General features: G+C 41.7%; 15 protein-coding genes and 1 riboswitch. All 15 genes read right to left on the bottom strand.

The annotated features are described in order from the left end of the window. Nucleotides 1-46: 46 nt before the first annotated feature. Nucleotides 47-1,264 (bottom strand): zinc-binding dehydrogenase, encoded by a 1,218-nt coding sequence (locus NQ550_RS05525; protein ID WP_025580588.1) that lies wholly within the window; start codon nt 1,262-1,264, stop codon nt 47-49. Between the two features lie 25 nt (nt 1,265-1,289). Next, nucleotides 1,290-2,678: an aldehyde dehydrogenase family protein gene (locus NQ550_RS05520; RefSeq protein ID WP_025580587.1), complete on the bottom strand. Its 1,389-nt coding sequence runs from the start codon at nt 2,676-2,678 to the stop codon at nt 1,290-1,292. Nucleotides 2,679-2,714: 36 nt separating this feature from the next. Then, complete coding sequence (locus NQ550_RS05515; protein WP_025580586.1) at nt 2,715-3,584, bottom strand: class II aldolase/adducin family protein; 870 nt, start codon at nt 3,582-3,584, stop codon at nt 2,715-2,717. 184 nt (nt 3,585-3,768) lie between these two features. Beyond that, nucleotides 3,769-4,560: a glycyl-radical enzyme activating protein gene (locus tag NQ550_RS05510; protein ID WP_025580585.1), complete on the bottom strand. Its 792-nt coding sequence runs from the start codon at nt 4,558-4,560 to the stop codon at nt 3,769-3,771. Nucleotides 4,561-4,633: 73 nt separating this feature from the next. Then, nucleotides 4,634-7,159, bottom strand: coding sequence for a glycyl radical protein (locus NQ550_RS05505; protein ID WP_025580583.1), 2,526 nt, complete (start codon nt 7,157-7,159; stop codon nt 4,634-4,636). 384 nt (nt 7,160-7,543) lie between these two features. Next, nucleotides 7,544-7,927, bottom strand: coding sequence for a hypothetical protein (locus NQ550_RS05500; protein WP_008705589.1), 384 nt, complete (start codon nt 7,925-7,927; stop codon nt 7,544-7,546). A 493-nt stretch (nt 7,928-8,420) separates the two neighbouring features. Then, a complete protein-coding gene (locus NQ550_RS05495; protein ID WP_025581060.1) occupies nt 8,421-9,416 on the bottom strand; it encodes a hypothetical protein in 996 nt (331 codons plus the stop codon). A gap of 19 nt (nt 9,417-9,435) precedes the next feature. Then, nucleotides 9,436-11,712: a C1 family peptidase gene (locus NQ550_RS05490; protein ID WP_025581059.1), complete on the bottom strand. Its 2,277-nt coding sequence runs from the start codon at nt 11,710-11,712 to the stop codon at nt 9,436-9,438. Nucleotides 11,713-12,122: 410 nt separating this feature from the next. Continuing rightward, nucleotides 12,123-12,419, bottom strand: coding sequence for a cysteine-rich small domain-containing protein (locus tag NQ550_RS05485; RefSeq protein WP_008705592.1), 297 nt, complete (start codon nt 12,417-12,419; stop codon nt 12,123-12,125). Between the two features lie 407 nt (nt 12,420-12,826). After that, nucleotides 12,827-13,021, bottom strand: a riboswitch (cobalamin riboswitch). Nucleotides 13,022-13,083: 62 nt separating this feature from the next. Then, complete coding sequence (locus NQ550_RS05480; RefSeq protein ID WP_008705593.1) at nt 13,084-13,599, bottom strand: EutP/PduV family microcompartment system protein; 516 nt, start codon at nt 13,597-13,599, stop codon at nt 13,084-13,086. A gap of 88 nt (nt 13,600-13,687) precedes the next feature. After that, a complete protein-coding gene (locus tag NQ550_RS05475; protein WP_008705594.1) occupies nt 13,688-14,116 on the bottom strand; it encodes a BMC domain-containing protein in 429 nt (142 codons plus the stop codon). 11 nt (nt 14,117-14,127) lie between these two features. Next, nucleotides 14,128-14,493, bottom strand: coding sequence for a BMC domain-containing protein (locus NQ550_RS05470; protein WP_008705595.1), 366 nt, complete (start codon nt 14,491-14,493; stop codon nt 14,128-14,130). A gap of 402 nt (nt 14,494-14,895) precedes the next feature. Beyond that, on the bottom strand, nt 14,896-16,341 hold the full coding sequence (locus NQ550_RS05465) for a C40 family peptidase (protein WP_025581058.1): 1,446 nt from the start codon (nt 16,339-16,341) through the stop codon (nt 14,896-14,898). Between the two features lie 507 nt (nt 16,342-16,848). Then, nucleotides 16,849-18,321, bottom strand: coding sequence for an N-acetylmuramoyl-L-alanine amidase family protein (locus NQ550_RS05460; protein WP_020993378.1), 1,473 nt, complete (start codon nt 18,319-18,321; stop codon nt 16,849-16,851). Between the two features lie 351 nt (nt 18,322-18,672). Continuing rightward, entirely contained in the window at nt 18,673-19,659 is a 987-nt protein-coding gene (locus tag NQ550_RS05455; protein ID WP_008705602.1) for a diaminopimelate dehydrogenase, read from the bottom strand. Between the last annotated feature and the right edge of the window lie 31 nt (nt 19,660-19,690).

Genomic DNA, 19,690 nt, shown 5'->3' with positions numbered 1-19,690 from the left:
CCGTTCACAGCAATACTCTTTGCGGGATATTACCGGTGAACAATAACTATTTGTTTACAACTGCGATCTTAAGTCCTGTCATTGCCAGGTTTGTCTGAAGAGCTTCATTGATCTGCTCTAACGGGAACTTATCTGTGATCAGTTCAGACATCGGAAGACCAATTGCTTTTGCTCTCTTAAGGAAATCAAAGGTTGTTACATAATCTCTCAGAGTATATACCCAGGAACCAACCAGATTGATCTCTTTGGAGCAAAGGTCAAAGTGCGGATTAATTGTAGCATCTCCACCATTGATGAAGAAGCCAAGTTCACAAAGACCACCACCATTGCGGATAAATTTATAAATGTTTGCATGAGCTTTCGGGTTTCCTGTGCACTGGAATGCGAAATCTGCAAGATGTCCGCCCTGAGCTTCTTTTACAGCTTCTGTCAGTGCTTCGATTCCCTTAAAGTTCATGAAGTTAACGCTTGTGTCTGCACCCATTCTCTTGGCAAATTCAAGACGTTTCTCATTTCCGTCTACTGCGCAGATATGTTCAACCCCCATAGTACGGAGTACTGCAATGCAGATCAGTCCGATCGGTCCGCAGCCCTGAACAACTACTCTGCTGTTGAAACGAAGAATTCCTGTTGTTTTTGCTCTCTCTACTGCATGTACAAGCACTGCACATGGCTCAATGAGAATTCGGGAATCCAGATCCAGATCACTTACATTAAAGAATGTAGTTCCGAAGTTTCCGCCTCTTAAGAAGATGTAATCAGAGAACCATCCGTTGAGATGTACATCATCGTCAGGAAGAAGTCCGTATACATCAGCTCCGCCTACGTTCTTCTTGTTCAGGTCAAACATTGTAATATCAGGATCATCCTTGAAGATCATACAGGTAACAACTTTGTCTCCAACCTTTACAGGTTTTCCTGCTGTGTCAACTTTAACATTCTTACCCATTGCCACGATCTCACCTGTACCTTCATGTCCAAGTGCTACCGGGATCAGGTTAAACGGATCTCTCTTAAATTCGTGTGCATCTGTACCGCATACGCCGCATCCTTCAACTTTAACCAGGATATCATCATCTCCGATTGGCGGGATTGGATATTCTTTGATGTCAAAATGCTCTTTCTCAGTTAATACAGCTACTCTGGCTGTCTTCGGGATTCCAGTTGATGCTGCCGGTGCAGAAGCTGCTGCCGGTGCATTTCCTGTCATGCCGGAGAGAACCTGTTTCACGATTTCTTCTATATTTACATTATTCATGTCCATGTTCTTTCTCTCCTTATATCAATTCTTATCGAATACAGAGACTGTCTGCCATTACGCAGCGTCTTCTCTTGGTGAATGTGCTTGCGCATGTAAGGCCTTCACCTGTACGGCTTGCAATGGTAAATGTACAGTAGCCTTCACCGCCAAATCCCAAAGCTGCATAAGACGGTGCATTCTTAACAAGAATTGCTGTATCAATTGCTTTCGCATATTTTGTGATATTATCAATATTCTTTGAATGAATATGTGCGGAATGACGATTGCCATGTTCTAACCAGACTGCCTGCTCTACTGCATCATCAAAATCTCTTGCTCTTACAACACCGAGGATCGGCATCATCAGCTCAGTAGTGATCAGAGGGTGTTCCTTTGGCCCCTCAAATACGATACAGCGGATATTTGCAGGTACATTTACTCCGATCATGGAAAGGAGTGTTCTTGCATCCCGGCCTACGCATTTACGGTTCAGCTTTCCGCCTGCCAGAACAACTTCTGTAAGTTTGTCCTGCTCTTCCTTAGAAGCAAGATAGCAGTCATTCTCAGTTACAAGATAGTGCATCAGCTCATCTACGATAGAGGAAACTGCTACGATCTCTTTCTCGGCAATACATGGAAGATTATTATCAAATGTACATCCGTTTACAATATCTGTGGCTGCTTTGCGGACATCAGCGGTTTCATCAACCAGTGCCGGAGGATTTCCGGCGCCTGCTCCGATACCACGTTTACCGGAAGAGAGAACTGCAGTTACAACTCCAGGTCCGCCGGTTGCAGCGATAAGCGGGATGTCTTTATGTTTCATCATCACATTGCTTGTCTCAAGTGTAGGTTTCTCTACAGTAACTGCAATGTTGTCAGGACCACCGCACTCTAATGATGCTTCATTTAAAAGATTGATTGCATAAATGGAAGTTTTGATCGCTGCAGGATGAGGATTGAATACAACTGTATTTCCTCCTGCAAGCATTCCCATTGTATTACATAAAATTGTTTCACTTGGGTTGGTACATGGAGTGATCGCACCGATCACACCAAAAGGTCCCATCTCGATAAGGGTTAATCCTCTGTCTCCGGACCATGCAGTTGTTGTAATAACTTCTGTTCCGGGAGTCTTGTCAGCTACAAGATGATGTTTGAGGATCTTGTCCCCAACATTTCCCATACCTGTTTCCTCCACGCCCATACGAGCCATTACTTCTGCGTTTTCTTTTATTTTCTTACGGATGCAGGTAATTATTTTTTCTCTCTGATCCATGGACATCTTCTTTACGATAAGCTGTGATTTCTTCGCCGCTTCGATCGCATCATTCATTTCTTTGAAAATACCATGTTTACCAGTCGGAGCGTCTGCAATCTGCATTTTTGCCATTACTTCCTGTACAATTTCCTGTACCATATTCTCATTAATTGGCATGAGACTGTCCTCCTTGATTATCGGTCATCTATACTCTTATTTCATTCCTAACTGAGCCATTACCTGTTTTGTGATCTCAGCAACTAATTCAGCTTCAGATTTGTCTGCTGTTCCTGCTTCCGGCTGGGAATCTCCGCCGCCTACGAAATCATACTGATATCCAGGGAATTTCTTGAATTCGCCGTCATGACATGCGCCGCCGCAGTTATGGCAGTTATGGCCATCTTTATTCAGGCAGAGGTTTGCAGGATGCTTGCCTGCCATACCGAATTTACGGCGGATTTCATACAGTTTCTTAATGTTCTTCTCATCAAATTCCTTAGGTCCGCCAAGAACTTTTGACTGATACAGAAGCTGTGCGTAGAACTCAACAGATTCCATCTTCATGTAAGCTGCGTTTAAGTCTGTGCTCCATGTCAGTGCTCCATGGTTCTCAAGAAGAACTGCATCAAAATATGGAAGGTATTTCTCAAGATTATCCGGAATCTCCATTGTAGATGGTGTACCGTATTCAGCGATCGGAACGCATCCAAGTGAGATAACTGCTTCAGGCATGATCGGCTGTGTCAGCGGAATACCTGCAATTGCAAAAGATGTTGCATAAATCGGATGAGCATGCACAACAGAACCTACGTCCGGTCTCTTCTCATAAACTCTCATATGCATTTTGATTTCAGAGGATGGTTTGAATCCCGGGTTAGCCTGGATCACATTTCCTTCTCTGTCTACTTTACAGATATACTCCGGTGTCATAAAACCTTTGGATACACCTGTAGGTGTGCAAAGAAATTCGTTGTCGTTCAGTTTTACAGAGATGTTACCATCGTTTGCAGCTACCATGTTGCGGCTGTAGATTCTTCTTCCGATGTCGCAGATCTGTTTTTTGATTTCATATTCGTTTACCATGCTCATTTTCCTCCTTAAGGCATTGATATAGTTTTTGACGTTTCTACCTGTGATTTTACACTATCGGTCATAAAAAGTCAATACATTTCCGTTGTTTTATGTTGTTTTTACAGGTTTTATTGTGTTGTTTTTGTTTGTTTTTTTCTTTTTTATTCCAATAATCGTATCAGATGCAAAAAATGCCTCATCCACCAATCTGACAGTCCAGACCGCAGACCGCATGTACTGCCTTTTTTAATGTTTCCATATGTTCTTTGGACGGTGGTTCCACATTTCCCATCAGATATGGTCTGCCAAGTCCCTCATATTTATCCTGTCCAAGTCTGTGATACGGAAGAAGATGAATCTTGTCCACTCCGGGAAGTGTGTCTGCAAACCTTGCAATCCCCTGGATTTCCTCCACTGTATCATTAAATGTGGGTATCACCGGTACACGGATTACCAGCCTGGTTTTACCGGAAAGCGCCACTTTTCTGGCATTTTCCATCATCAGTTCATTGGAACGTCCTGTAAATTCTTTATGTTTCGCAGGATTTGTATGTTTAATATCCATTAAATAAGTATCCAGATACGGTAAGATTGTCTCAATCGTCTCCCATTTTGCACATGCCATACTCTCGATCGCAGTAGAAATCCCTCTCTCTTTGGCAGCTCTCAGAAGTGCTCCTGCAAATTCCGGCTGCCAGAGACATTCTCCGCCGGAAAGAGTCATACCTCCGCCCGAGCGGTAATAGTATACCCTGTCTTTCTCAACTTCTTCAATCATCTCCCTGACTGTCACATCACGTCCGATGACCTTGTCTTCTCCCTGCACTTTCATTGTCTGGATCTTATATTCCTGAGATTCCGGATTGCAGCACCATTTGCACCGCAGGACACAACCTTTCAGAAATACGATCGTCCTTATACCCGGTCCATCATGAATAGAATATTTCTGGACATCAAACACTCTGCCCTTTGTATCCAAATAGTCCATGCTTTTCCTTTCTTATTTTGTTATCCATACATCCTCTGCCTGTCACTTTTACTTCCTGCAAAAAACGTCTGGATCAGAAGCCCTGTTCTGTACGACGGATGATGTCATCCTGAAGGGAACGGGAAAGTGTCGTAAACAGTGCACTGTAGCCTGCCACACGTACTACCAGATGTTTATATTTCTCAGGATGTTCCTGTGCATCCAGCAGTGTCTGCCTGTCAACTACATTAAACTGCATGTGCATTCCCTTCTGGTCAAAGTATCCGCGGATCAGTGCAACGAATTTCTCCAGTCCCTCTCTTCCTGAAAGTGCGGATGGGTGAAATTTCTGATTAAAGAGTGTTCCGTTGGATACAATAAAATGATCCAGTCTGGATACGGAAGTTGCCGCTGCCGTAGGTCCCTTTACATCCTTGCCCGCAGATGGCGAAACGCCGTCTGCAACAGGTGTGTGTGCATATCTTCCATCCGGTGTTGCTCCAGTCTGTCCGCCCAGCGGTACATTTGCAGATACAGGATACAGACCTGCCTGGAACTTTCCGCCTCTTGGATTGTTATACTTCTGAAGCGGTTTGGAATATGTATAGGCAACTTCTCTTGCAAAATAATCAACTTCCGGAATATCATTTCCAAATTTCGGAACTTCATCGATCATATCGTGGATTTCTTTGAATCTCTGTATCTTCTGTTCACCCGGTTTCATCCCCATGAAAGTTTTCAGAAGTCCTTCTGCAGTGGAAGCATCCACATTTCTGCCTGCTTTCTGCATTGCCTTCATGATCATTTCTGTCATATCACCGGCGGACTGCGCATCCAGTCCTTTATCATAGTTCCATGCAAGAGCTTCCTTAAGTTCTTTCATAGATACTTTCTTATCCTCATAGACCAGTTTGCGGATTGCAAAAAGTCCATCTGCCATATTGGCGATTCCAAATCCCTGAGGACCTGTAAAGTTGTAAACAGCTCCACCTTCCTGGACAGACTTGCCTTCTTTCAGACAGTCATCTATCATACAGGAAAGGAATGGTAACGGACAGCGTTCCGCATGAGCTACATCAATAGCATTATCTGCATTCACCAGCAGGGAAATGCAGTATTCCATCTGTTTCTTATATGCGTCAAAGAATTCATCAAAGGTCTTCATCTGAGTGACATCGCCGGTAGGGATTCCCACCATCTCACCTTTATCCATACCATTCGAAAAAACAAGTTCCAGAGGTCTGCACATATTAAAGAATGCGGCATCATGCCACCCTTCTGTCTTACCGGCTTTCTGCGGTTCCACACATCCGATGATATTGTACTCTCTGGCATCCTCCAGAGATAAGCCTCTGTTCTGCAGTGCCGGAATAATCACCTCATCATTGTAATATGCAGGAAGTCCGATTCCTGTTCTCGTAAGCTCGGCTGCCTTTATCAGGAATTCATGCGGAGAACCATTCCATACTCTCACAGAAAGTGATGGAGCCGGAAGATGCACATGCATGGATGCCTGAATACACATAACAGAAAGATCGTTAGTTACATCCTCTCCCTCTTTATTCTGACCACCCGCGATCAGATTCTGGAAAAGGCTATATCCTGCAAATCCTTCCGCTGAAGCCGCATCACGACATTTATTCAGGTCATTTAATTTAACCCAGATGCAATCCATCAATTCCTGTGCGAACTCTCGGGTAATAGTTCCTGCTTCCATATCCTTCTTATAATATGGATACATATACTGATCAAAGCGCCCCGGTGAAATAGAATGTCCACTGGATTCCATCTGAAGAAGCTGCTGTACAAACCAGAATGACTGACATGCCTCATAGAAATTCTGTGCACCCTTTGCCGGTACCCTGCTGCAGTTCTCTGCGATAACAAAAAGTTCCTGTTTTCTTACCGGATCACTTGTCTGTGCCGCCATTTCCTGCGCAAGTTTTGCATATCTGCCTGCATAATCGATCACCGCCTTACAGCTTAAAATCACTGCCTCAAGGAAGTGAGACTTTCTTGCATAATTACCGTCACCGACACTGCATCCATCCAGCTCTTTCTGAGCCTTCTCCATGATTCCCTCAAAACCGATTTCCAGTACTTCCCAGTATTTAACTGTTACATGTCCTACACCATTGTAAAAATAATTTCCAGGTGTAAAAATATTGTGTTCAATTGCCTTGATTGCTTCCGGTGCCATATAGGAAGTTGCAAGTTCACTGGTTGTTTTCCCTTTCCAGTACTTATCTGCCTCCTTAAGTTCGGCTTTGGTCTCCTCAGCAATCTCAAAAGGATCCGCAGTTCTGGTCGCAACTGTATCCAGTTCAGCTTCCAGCCACTCATAAGAGAACTCCGGAAATGTCTGACATCCCCTCGGCGCAATCGTACTGCTTCCGACAATCAGTTCATTGTCACGGATAATGATCGGAATGTTATGAAGAATATGCGCAAAAGCCTTTGCTCTGCGTGTGATGATCGGTTCTCCTTCTGTTTCCTTATAAGATTCTGTGATCAGCTTTGCTCTGGCTGATTCGATCACCGGCATATGTTCATACAATGCATCTACCAGTTTCTGAATTCTGGGAGACTTGGGAATATCTGATGTTTGAAATTTTTCCATGTTACTCCTTTCTCATGAATAAAAGCTGCACCCATACCAGACCCCAATACATTCCGGTATCATTCTGACAGCAATATCCTCCATGTTTTCATATAGATTCATTATACCTTATGGCTATCGCGAAGTCAACATAAATCAACATGTATATCCCGAACTTTTATGTTGTTTTTTATTTGTTTTTTCTTCTGTTCTGGTTGTTTTTGTTTTGTTTTTATGATTGACATTTCATTTTTCTTCAGACACGTTAAAAGCAGCATATCAGGTTATGATCCATAACTCTGATATGCTGCTTTTTAATATCGTATATTGTTTTTTTCTGCATCGGATGACTTTAATGAGCATGCTTTTCCATCGATGCACTCCCATATATTCATATGCACTTAACTATTGTTTCCTGTTCTCTTTTTGTTCTCTGGCTTCTCTTACTTTCTCCCTCTGTTTCGTCAGATCGTAATAATCATCTGTAAGAACCCCATGTTTTCGCATCATATCAAACACAGTCTGCTGAGCAGGTGTCATCTTCATGCCAATAGAATTATTATAATCCGTAAGAACGCATCCTGTTTTCTCAATCAGCCAGAACAGCGGAGAATCATCATCTGGGATCATTTTCCAGATTTCGTTCTCTGTCCATGGAAGCAATTCCATCATTCCATGAAGATGTCCTCTGGGTATTCTTACGTAATCGCCGTCCGGCTTGATCAGACCGTCAGAAAAGTTCTCATCCTTAATTTTCATCTCATTTAACAGTTCTTCTGTTATCTTCATCCTCTTTTCCTCACCCTCGAGTATTGCTTTTTCCTATTATACGTTTCCCGCCAGAGTTACGCAAGTAAAAAGTCTAAATAGCCTCTTTCCTCAAAATATATGTTACTGTTCACTCCGTTCTCAGTAACACGCTTCGCGATGCACAGAATTTATGCTAATCGCATAAATTCGCGCGGTATATCTCGGGTTTTCTGTGACCTTCGCTCACAAAAAACACCTCGCGGGATATTACCAGTGAACAGTAACAAATATATCACGTTCTATAAAATTCCATCTTGATTAAATTGCAAAAAAATTGTAGACTATATATGCACACACATTATTAGTTTTTGTTAATTAAGACTGATTTGAGGTTTCCTCATAACGTCTCAATTATACACACACATTTTCTAAAAAGAGCAGCTGCATCATCCGATGCGCTGCTCTTTTAGTTCCCCTGTTTATTTTGTAACTGTTCTCTGCCGTCGACGGCATTCTTTAATGATTTTAACTCTTACTTTTTCTTCTTCAGGAAATAAATAAGTAAAATTATGATAACAATAATCCCGATACCACTAATCCAGATTACAGGATTCTTCATTCCTGAATCTGCTTTTACATTCTTTCCTGATGTTTTCTGACTCTGCTTATCATCGGATTCCTTGTCTTCTGTCGAAGCAGGCGTCTCTGTTTCTTCCGGTGTTGGCGTTGCTTCTTCTGTAGGTGTTGCCTCCGGTGTCGGTGTTGCTTCTTCTGTAGGTGTTGCCTCCGGTGTCGGTGTCGCTTTTTCTGTAGGTGTTACCTCTGGTGTTGGTGTGGCTTTCGGAGTTGGAGTTGCTTCCGGTGTTGGTGTAACAGCAGCCACCGGAACATTTCCTGATGTGCCTGTAGCCTCCGGTGCATCTGCGGATGCATTTTCATTTACGTAATCTGTATCGTGATCAAGATTCAGCCATCCCTGTGTCACACCATCTGTGTCTGTTTTCCCCCAGTTTGTTCCGTCTTCTCCCTGAACATACTGAAAAATATGTACAGTTGTCCCATCTGCGATTCCCTCTGTTCCTGAAACCTGATCAAATTTCTCTCCAGGTCCGTTATAAACCGATACGTTTCCATGAACCTTTACTTCGAAATCCACATCTTTGCCTCCGAAAGTACGATATTCCTCATTGGCAGCTTCTTCTCTGGAAGCCGGATCCAGATCATCCATAGGAACATATCCGTTCATTCCATGGTACTGTGTATATGCCCATTTTTTATTGTCTGCTCCATTCTTCTCACCCAGAACGTGAATGGCAGTTCCATTTGGAATCTTGCTGTCATTCAGTTTAACACTCTGAGTGTCTGCTTCATCATAAATATCTACCCCGCCCTGTGTACTCTGTACGATCATATAATAATCTGTTACATAATCCGGATTCTGACCCTTTCCGTCATCCGCATAAACAGAAACCACTGTCAGAATAAAGCACAGTACCATTGCTATTACTGTTCCAAACCTTCTCTTCATAATCTCTTTCCTTCATTTCTTATTTTCTTTTTACAGCAGATGAACTTTTATATTTGCTGTATGTATTTCCATATGGCTCTTTAACATATGCTTTTACCGCATAATAGTATGATACACCTTTTTGTGCTTTTTTGTCCAGATAAGAAGAACTATTTCCATTGGAAATTTTCTTTATCAATTGATAGGAACCACCTTTTTTCTTTCTGTAAATATAATAGCCGTCACATTTTTTCTGAGGCTTCCACCGGATACGGATTCCACTTTTCTCAGATTTCACAGAAGTAACCTTCTGCACTGCAGGTGCTGCTTTAATCACATCGCCGGTTTTATATTTACCTGAATATCTTTTTCCGGATGCTTCATAATATGCTTTTACTGTATAACGGTATGATGCATTAGCCGTAACCTTACTATCTTTATATTTTAATTCCGATGTCCCGACATCTGCAATTTTGGACCACTTTCCACCTGCTGCAGGTTTTCTGTACACATAATATCCTGTAGCTCCGGAAACTTTTTCCCATGAAATAAGGTTATATCCGGAATTATATGCCTTCACCTGAAATACCGGTGTATCCGGCACCCATGACTGATTCAGGGTCCTTGTATGTGCCTTGATCCTTGCCGTCCAGTTTTTCGTCTTTCCATCTGTCCACCTGGCCGTTTCCGATGCACTCTTATAGAATGTCTGCCCTGTTTCTATCCCCGCCGTACAGGTAAACCAGTTCCCATAACTGGACTTTGCTTCCACTCCAAAGCTGATTTTGTCAGTCCCACTGTTTGTGATCACAACAGAATATCTGCTTCCCTGTTTCAAAACCACCTCTGGTACACTAATAGTCTGTACACCTGCGATTGGCTGTTCAAACTCATATGGAGCAGCATATGCAGCGGTCCCGCTTTCCGGGTCATATGGATCTGTCAGATCGGTGTATATCTGAATTTTGTAACAGGCATTGTCACTGTTTGTAACAAGATTAACCTCCCCCAGGACTTCTGCTTTTCCCTTTCCTGCAGTTGTCTCATAAACTGCTGCTACTGACTGTCCCGCCTGTATCGGAATCACTGAAAGTGCTGAAGAACCATCATAAAAATAATTATTCCTGTACTTTTGATCCGAAGCAGCCACTGCCTCTGCACTTACAAGTTTACTGATATTGGGATCCTGATAAGAAAGATAGTAATATCCTCCGTCTCCTTTCTTCTCCCCCCAACTGTTTTTGATGATCCACGCACCATCAGATGTTACATTGGAAACAGGAAGGAAATTATCCTTTGAATACGTATCATCCCATCCGACCACTGTCACAATATGATTAATTACAGTCGAATTTGATTTTCCAACAGGATAACAATATGCTGCTGTGTCCGGGTTTACATAATTTTCCTTCATATAAAGCATAATGGATACTGCATGGTCATTCAGCAACATTTCCTTCATACGTTCCTCACTGTATTTGGAAACAGATGCATTTTTCAGATATGCCGCTGAATTATAAGCCTTACTTCCCGGAATCTGTACAGTCAGATCCTGCTGATGCGAAGAATCCGTAGGAAATGGTACATCGGCCTCTGTAGTCATTCCCGACCATGTACTGAGATAAATAGCCGCCAGGTGATCATTACCTCCTATTACATGATAATTTCCCAGTACATAATTCTTATCATCGGGGGTATTTCCAAGAGGATCATTCTGTCTGTTGGAGAAAAAATATGATAAATGTTCTTCTGACAGATCGTAGGTTCCTTTGTTCTGTGCCAGAAGCGAAGTCTCCATGATTGCTGCCATACCAAAAGCCCAGCAGGTTCCAAATGGATTCTGATTCTTTACGAGCGTAACTAATCCTTCCTTTCTGGCATCATAGGAAGATGGAAATGCAGCCTCCCTGTTTCCATATGCAGCATAAACTGATGTCAGATCACTCTCCACTTCAATTCCCGGATCCAAAGGTTTTAAATTTTTAAAGGGTTCCAGTTCTTCCTTTCTTTCCTCTTCTGTCAACGGACGACCCTTAATATACCTGATTCCGTCTGTACCCTCTTCTGAGTTTTCTCCATCCTGAAACTCCTGTTTTGCATCATCGCTTCCGAACAATTCTGCATCCGATCCCGTATCTGTTCCAAATTCATCTGCCTGTGAACTTTGAAAGTCTTTCAGATCTGATGTATTTTCTTCTGTCTCCCTGTTGACTCCGGATCCAAACATTTCCTGACCCGCAGCGGGTACCGATGTACAAACCATTGAATAAGCCAGAAAAACTGACAATGCGCGTATCGCTGTATTTCTTTTTTTCATGTAGTAGTTAACTCCCTTACATAAATATAATATCATTATATCAGTATCTTTTTTGTTTTTCAACCATGATCAATGACAAAAACCGTCGGAAAACAGTGAATTTTCCCTGTTTTCCGACGGCTCTATGTAGAAATGCAGAGCTCTGCCGACAAGAAAATGTCGCCAGGAAAAGACGTCAAATGCCTGTGATGCATTTTCTTCTGTGCATGTGAAAAGTGTGGAAAATGTGTGTGAAATGCTTTATATACTAACTCAGAACAGACTTGAAAATCTTACAGACTCTTCTCTTTTGCTATCCTTATTCTAGCAGAACAAGCATTGTATTACAATGAAAATCGTTCTTTCTTATTTGTGCTAATCTGACACATTGTTACTGTTCACTCCGTTCTAAGCAGCGACGCATTCTCCTCTTATTTGCTGATACTTTCCTTTGCTCTTTTCATCATATCAGCCAGTTCCTGGTATTTTCCTGTGACATATCCATAGTTTTTTCGCTTATGCGGAAGCATACAGTTTGTGCAGTCTTTAATTCCCTTTTCCGTATACCGGAAATTCCCACCGCATTTCTCACCCAGGGCATATAGCGGGCAATAACAGAACAGACAGTTAAAATCATCCGGATCTGCATTCTTATGACACGGAAAAAATTCACATTTCTTATGACTGAAATAAGAATATTCTTTCCCTTCCCAATAAGGTTTCTCCATTGCTACCTCTCCTCTCCTGTTGCAAGTTTTTATCTTTCCAGAATAATTCCGTTTTCTCAGTCTCCATCAATCCCACCCATCAGAGGACGAAATAAAAAAAATACTCTAATAAATTATCAATTTCTCTTCACATAACAAAGCATTGAAAATTCATTACAGTATTTTTCACAGATCATACATTTAAAATTAATAAGAGGGAGCGATGCTACCCCGGGGTAGAAAAAAATCCGTTCATGAGTGCGCGGAGGGAACGAATAAATCCGAAGTAGTATCGCCTGCCATTTAATCATGTATAATTCATAAAGAACAGGCGCATTCCATAAAAAATGTCTGCCTTCAGATAAAAGCAGACAACACTCCGAAGCTGCGGATTCAACGGAGTTGGTTGTTACACTTTACACGGAAGTTTAACCTCGCCATACCAAGCAGGTTTCCTGGCTCCAGGCTCATCGCTCCTCTCTCCTTCTCATGCTATGGCACAATGGACATTCTGAGATTTGCTCCTCTGTTACAGTGACCGGATCGCTCAGGTTTCTCACCTGATTCCCTCTTTCTGTACTGTTCTTTCTCACAGTATCAGCACTTAATATGTTCTGTATGGAATTATACTGTCATTATAATAACACCCTGCAGCAAGCTTGTCAACTATTTATCAATATATTTTTCAATATTCCACACCTTCCGGCAGCGGATCCCATTCATTCAGACCAAGACTCTGTCTGAATTTTGCTTCTTCCAGACTCAGCTTTGGAACATCCTCATTCAAAAACGCTCTCAGCTCATCAATCCCCTCTCCGGTCACATTGTTTACCAGAAAAATTCTTTCACATCCTGCATTCAGCATCCACTGACGCACCATTGGAACATTCGCATAAGGAGAATCTATTTTCGTAATGATTCCTATCAGTGGTCTCAGAATAAATGCATTACTGCCATAGCCAAACAAACTGAAAGGTTCATCTGCTGACTGTACCATTGCCACCACATCTGCTTCAAAAGAAAAACAGGCCAGCCCTACGCTGAAATGCTTGGACTCTGCATACTCTCCCGGCGAATCAATGGTATCATCATCCGTATTCGTATACTGCGTTTTTACATAATGAAGTTTTTCGCCTTTTAATGCCTGCGTTAATGAAGTCTTACCTGCTTCACTTCTGCCCATCAGAAATATTTTCTTCATATTTAATGTCTGTCCCTTTCACTTCTCTCAGCTATTCCGGCAGTTACATAAGCACCATCGGTACAGAATAACTGACTTTTCGTATGTTTTAACTTTTGTGAACTGCACAAGTCTTAAAGCCAAGCACCTCTCTAAAAAATTTCACCACTTCTTCCACTGCAGTCTGAACTTCCGTCAGACCTCCCGTAAGGATCAATGATCCGCTGAAGCGATCCATGAAACCAATCTCTACATTTGCACTTTTCACTGCAATATCAGCAGCTACAACCACTGCTTCCCATGGGGTAAAACGAATCATTCCAATTGCTTCTCCTGTGTGGTCTTCTCCCTCATGGACTCCAATATGCAGACCAAGATTCTGATAAATACAGCTCTGTGAAGGATTGATCACATGCGCCAGGCACACTTCCTTTCCCGGAACCCTTACCCTGGTCATACGCAGCTTTTTTCCCTTTAATTTCTCATAATCCTGGTTATAAAGCTTTTCCAGTAATTCTCTGGTTGTCATCCCTGCCATCCCAACACTTCCTATCTTTTGGTAATCTTGCAGACTACATACCCCAAAGTGTCTCTGAAATAATCCACAACCTCAGTCATCGCTGACATTACATCGGAAATCTCTCCCGTAATGATCAGTGTGCCTGTAAATCGATCTGCAAATCCCAGATAAACATTTCCGCTTTTTACCGCAATATCAGATGCGATCACTGCAGATTCAGGCGGTGTCATATTCATAATTCCGATTGCAGATGAACGGTAATCCACCTGCGGATTCAGTCCAAGCTTCTGGTATATGACCGGAGCCGGCCCTCCCATTACATGTGCAAAAGTAATCTCCTTGCCAGCAACTGTTTCCTGTACAATTCTTATGTGTTCTACATGGTCATTTGCCATTTATCATTCCTCGCTTTCACTATTCAACTATAATCCGGATAATTCATGAGAATATTCTTTCCCGCTGATGTCTCCAAAAACAGATTTAAAATTTTATATGTATCTCTTCAGTTACATAAACTGTACTATCCATCCAATTTTATGTCAAGGTAAAATCCACCTGAAAATCGGTAAAATATTATACATGGTTACGGTTCACTCCGTTCACAGCAACACGCTTCGCGATGCACAGAATTTATGCTAATCGCATAAATTCGCGCGGTATGTCTCGGAATTTTGGCATATTCATGCCAAAACACCTCGCGGAATAATGGTAACTTATACATAAAGAAAAGGAGCATCAGCCCCCTTAGCGATACTCCTTTTCAACCCCTATAAATTTAATTATTTATACTTATTTAATTATACCAGTCTTCTTACAGAAACAATCGTTCTGTACGCTGCGTTATCACTGATCTTAATTCCATCTACAGAGTTCGATGCATGAACGATACGTCCATTCCCCATATAGATTGCAACGTGTCCACCGTAGCAGATTAAATCACCCGGCTGTGCATCAGCATAAGATACTTCTGTACCGGCATTCTGCTGTTCATAAGAAGTTCTCGGAAGACTTACTCCGAAGTTTGCATATACACTCTGTGTAAATCCTGAACAGTCAGCTCCACCTGTAAGGCTTGTACCGCCCCATACATATGGATTGCCAACAAACTGTGTTGCAAAGTCTACTACAGAAGATCCTGATCCTGAACCTGAAGATGAAGAACTATCTGAATCAGATGACTGTTCACTCTCATAATCATCTGGTGAAACTGTATTATCAGAATCAATCACATTGCCATACTCATCGTACTCTACATCATCGGAAGCTCCTGCATTGTCAACAGGATCACCATTTTCATCATATTCTACACCATCATCTGATTCAGACTCATCAGATTCATTATCCGCATCATCAGTATTCTCAATCTCATTTCCGTCTTCATCATACTCTATATTTTCTTCGTCTTCTGATTCGGAGTCCTGTTCCTGCTCTGCAGCTTTTGCTGCTGCCTCTTCTTCTGCCGCCTGTCTTGCAGCCTCTTCCTCAGCCTGTCGTCTTGCCTCTTCTTCTGCTGCAATTCTCTCAGCTTCCAGTCTCTGAATTTCAGCTGTCTGTTCCGCTAACAGATTTGCATATTCTGTCGCCTGCTGCTGTGCATATGCAATTTCATTCTCATAATCGGCTGATTCAGATTTCTTCTGATCAATCTGGCACTGAAGATCATAAGACTGCTGTTCATAAGAAGCCTTCATCTCCTCCAGTTCTGCTTTGTCAGATTCATACTGAGTCTTTAAATTATTTACCTCATTAATAGTATTCACATATTTATCAAGGTTCTTTCTGTCCTGCTCATACATCTGCTGTGTATTCTCAGCACGTGTCAGAAGTTCACTCAAATCTTCTGAATTAAGCATCATCTGAAACCACGCTGCATCCCCACCCTGTTCATACAGTGCCTGAATACGAAGCTTCATGCTCTCATACTGCTTATCTCTCGCCTTCTGAGCCTTAGCCAGATCCTGTTTTGTCTTAATAATATCTACTTCTTTATTATCGATATCTCCTTTAAGAGTATCAATAGAAACCATAACACTTACAAGATTGGAATCCAGTTCGGAAATCTCATTCTCAAGCTGTGATTTCGCATATGCAAGCTCATCCATTCTGGAATATGTCGCATCCAGCTGCTGACTTGTGATCGCCTGCTCTTCTCTCAATTCATCCTCTCTTGAAGCGCTTACACTAACAACCTGTGTTGCGCTCATCAGGAGTGCTAATGTAAGACATACAATTCTTTTCTTCATGAATTCTCACCCTCGTAACATTTTCTTTCTATATCTTAATGTTTTTGCAATATCTAAGTTAATTCTTATACATATTAACACACCACACTCAAAAACGCAAGGATTAATTACCATAAATTTTATATTTCTGTAACATTTATTAATCTTTTTGTTATTCTTCGCATTTCTTTCTACAATTCAAACATATTCCATTTCATGTTTGTAATAATTTAACACAGGACAAAGATATCTGATGCAGGGTTACTGTTCACACACCACTATCCCGCGAGGTGTTTTGGCATGAATATGCCAAAATCCCGAGACATACAAACCAAAATTCCATTGCCGCAGGCAATCTGGAATGAATTTTGGCTACGTTACTGTGAACGGAGTGGACAGTAACGTAGCAGGACTTCACGCTATAGTGGATTGGATTGTTTGCATTATTTATGGAATTACTACAGAACGCAAAAAAAGAAGCAGCCTCCTCTTTCGAAAGCTGCTTCCATTTTCTTAACTATTCACTTCTCAGCTAAACAGATCTGCAAGAATCTGGTCTGCGGTCATATTCATATACCCATCCGGATCAGAAAGCGTACTTCTGTTCCATCTCAGATAATTACCTCTTCTGATATAGTTACCAGATGAAGTATGATAATCATACTTGGTATATCCCGGATATCTTGACATATACTTCTGTGCCAGTGCAATCGCCTGACTGGAATAACCACCGGACGGAGTAGGTGTACCTGCAATCTGAACACCTGCATTCGGGGTAGAATGCACGATCACTGCACTCTTATCAGCACACTGTCCGAGAATGATCCATGTATGTCCACTGTCATATCCCACATCTCCGGGATATACTGTCCAGTCATCACTTGCCAGATTCGCCTGAGTGAGAATACTTCCCCAGCCCATGGACTTATAATAAGAACCAATCTCACCGGAAACTACTGTATATCCGCTTCCTACACCGGACTTACTCTGCATTACCTGATAAGCTGACCATCCTACGAAACCGGAACAGTCAAAACCTTTTGCTCTGTTGGCTGTGCTGAGATCTCTGTAGTTATTGTAATCATAACTGCTGCTCTGACTGTTATAGAAATCAGTCATTGTCTGACTTGTTCCTTTTCTGGTGGAATCATTCCATCCGCCACCCCATACGTACAAAGCCTGACCAACAGGCTGTAATGCACCTGCCAGATAATTCTTGATTGTTCTGGAACCGGTCGGACTTGTAGTATTGCTCAATATACCATTGGAATTAAAATGGTATTTCTGTCCATCAATTGTTACATCTCCGGTAGCCATCACACCTGTTTCCTTATCAAAATAATACTTATTTCCATCAATTGTCGTCCAGCCTACAGCCATCTTGCCGCTGCCTGTATTAAAATAATATTTTTTTCCGTCGAGTGTCTGGAAACCTTTTGCCATAATTCCGTCTTCAGTTTCAAAATATCTGTATTCATTGCTGGAATTCTTTGTCCAACCGGTAAGCATATAACATGCACTTGTAAAATATCTGGTATTTTTCTTACTGTCTGTAAGGAATGTCTTGCAGGCAGCCACTCCACTGTTACTGTAGAAATAATATCTCTTTCCCTTCAATGTCAGCCATTTCGTCTGCATGAATCCGGTAGATGGATTAAAATATCTTTTCTGATCCTTTGAATCAGTGACCCAGCCTGTCATCATGATACCAGCCTGTTTACTGAAATATCTCTTTCGTCCTTTACTGTCAGTAACCCAGCCCTTTACCTGAACACCGGTCTTTGTGTTAAAGTAATATTTCTTTCCTTCAAGTTCCAGCCAGCCCTTCTGTTTAGAGCCATCTTCATTTATGTAGTATGACTCTCCGTTAATAGTTACAAAACCTGTTTTCGTTGCAGCCTGTACATTTGCCGCAGTAAAATACATGGAAACTCCCACAGCAAAAAACAGCAGAAACAGAAGTGCCCCCCAGATTTTAAACTTCCTGTTTACGTTTTGCATACATACCTTCCTTTTCTTTTTTCATTATCAGAGCGTGTCTGAAAAGTATGAATCGTGGGTATCGCTCTGATATCTCACATACTTCTCAGATACGCTCTAAGGTTTAACAAAGTTTTTTACAATGTTATTACGTTTCTATGACTCTATTATATTACACTTTAAATATCCCGTCAACAGACAAGTAAAATTCTGTTAAACATTCACTAATTTTTCACAGTCTGTTCCATAAAAAAAGAGACAAAGTACACAAATACTTTGTCTCTTTTCACAAGATAATACTGTGAAATATAACCTGTATACCTGTTTTCTCTTTATTTTTTCAACAGACAGAATATTATCTTATATCCCTGATCACAACAGATGCTTTCTTAATTCAGCACCATCAGCAGCACATAAATAAGCAGGTGCCACATCAAATACGGTCTTCGCACCACTCTGTCCTTCTTTATTCATACGATATGCAGCTCTTGCATATGCAACAAGTACAGAAGATGTAAACTCCGGATTGGAATCCAGCTTCAGACTATATTCGATCACATGATTGTTCTCATCATTCCAGCCCGTTTTTCCGGATCGGATCACGAAACCGCCATGTGGGATTCCACTGTGATCTCGCTTCAGTTCTTCTTCAGAAATAAAATGTACAGTTGTGTCATAGTCAGAGAAATAGTTAGGCATAGTCTTGATATCATTCTCAATCTGCGCCAGATCCGCACCTTCCTCTGCAACTACAAAGCATTCTCTTGTATGTTTCTGTCTTGTTGTAAGATCCGGATTTTCTCCGTTTCTCACTGCTTCCAGTGCTGCTTCAACAGGAATTGTATACTGTTTTGCATCTTTTACACCTTTGATACGGCGTACTGCATCTGAGTGTCCCTGGCTTACACCCTTGCCCCAGAATGTATAATCCTTTCCGTTTGTAAGGATTGCATTTGCATAGAGACGGTTCAGTGAGAACATTCCCGGATCCCAGCCCACTGAAATAATTCCGATATGACCGCTTTCTTTTGCAGCTGCATCTACTGAATCAAAATGCTCAGGAATTCTTGCATGTGTATCAAAGCTGTCAATTACATTAAACATCTTCGCATATTCCGGTGTCTGTTTCGGCAGATCTGTTGCACTTCCGCCACAGATGATAAGTACATCGATCTTATCTTTCATTTTTTCGGCATCATTGACAGAATATACCGCTGCTGTCTCTGTAAGGATTTTAACAGTTTCCGGAGCACGACGTGTAAATACAGCAACAAGCTCCAGATCCGGATTATGTTTGATTGCGCACTCTACACCGCGGCCAAGATTGCCGTAGCCTAAAATACCAATACGAATACTCATTATGATTTCCTCCTGTAACTTTAATTATATG

The organism is Blautia wexlerae DSM 19850, from assembly GCF_025148125.1.
Lineage (GTDB): Bacteria > Bacillota > Clostridia > Lachnospirales > Lachnospiraceae > Blautia_A > Blautia_A wexlerae.
The sequence above is the reverse complement of the archived record's forward strand: the minus strand, read 5'-3'. Positions and strand labels throughout refer to the sequence as shown.

Bases quoted from the DNA above. Each gene is read 5' to 3' on its own strand.
- NQ550_RS05525 (WP_025580588.1), bottom strand. From the start codon at position 1,264: ATGGACATGAATAATGTAAATATAGAAGAAATCGTGAAACAGGTTCTC.
- NQ550_RS05520 (WP_025580587.1), bottom strand. From the start codon at position 2,678: ATGCCAATTAATGAGAATATGGTACAGGAAATTGTACAGGAAGTAATG.
- NQ550_RS05515 (WP_025580586.1), bottom strand. From the start codon at position 3,584: ATGGTAAACGAATATGAAATCAAAAAACAGATCTGCGACATCGGAAGA.
- NQ550_RS05510 (WP_025580585.1), bottom strand. From the start codon at position 4,560: ATGGACTATTTGGATACAAAGGGCAGAGTGTTTGATGTCCAGAAATAT.
- NQ550_RS05505 (WP_025580583.1), bottom strand. From the start codon at position 7,159: ATGGAAAAATTTCAAACATCAGATATTCCCAAGTCTCCCAGAATTCAG.
- NQ550_RS05500 (WP_008705589.1), bottom strand. From the start codon at position 7,927: ATGAAGATAACAGAAGAACTGTTAAATGAGATGAAAATTAAGGATGAG.
- NQ550_RS05495 (WP_025581060.1), bottom strand. From the start codon at position 9,416: ATGAAGAGAAGGTTTGGAACAGTAATAGCAATGGTACTGTGCTTTATT.
- NQ550_RS05490 (WP_025581059.1), bottom strand. From the start codon at position 11,712: ATGAAAAAAAGAAATACAGCGATACGCGCATTGTCAGTTTTTCTGGCT.
- NQ550_RS05485 (WP_008705592.1), bottom strand. From the start codon at position 12,419: ATGGAGAAACCTTATTGGGAAGGGAAAGAATATTCTTATTTCAGTCAT.
- NQ550_RS05480 (WP_008705593.1), bottom strand. From the start codon at position 13,599: ATGAAGAAAATATTTCTGATGGGCAGAAGTGAAGCAGGTAAGACTTCA.
- NQ550_RS05475 (WP_008705594.1), bottom strand. From the start codon at position 14,116: ATGGCAGGGATGACAACCAGAGAATTACTGGAAAAGCTTTATAACCAG.
- NQ550_RS05470 (WP_008705595.1), bottom strand. From the start codon at position 14,493: ATGGCAAATGACCATGTAGAACACATAAGAATTGTACAGGAAACAGTT.
- NQ550_RS05465 (WP_025581058.1), bottom strand. From the start codon at position 16,341: ATGAAGAAAAGAATTGTATGTCTTACATTAGCACTCCTGATGAGCGCA.
- NQ550_RS05460 (WP_020993378.1), bottom strand. From the start codon at position 18,321: ATGCAAAACGTAAACAGGAAGTTTAAAATCTGGGGGGCACTTCTGTTT.
- NQ550_RS05455 (WP_008705602.1), bottom strand. From the start codon at position 19,659: ATGAGTATTCGTATTGGTATTTTAGGCTACGGCAATCTTGGCCGCGGT.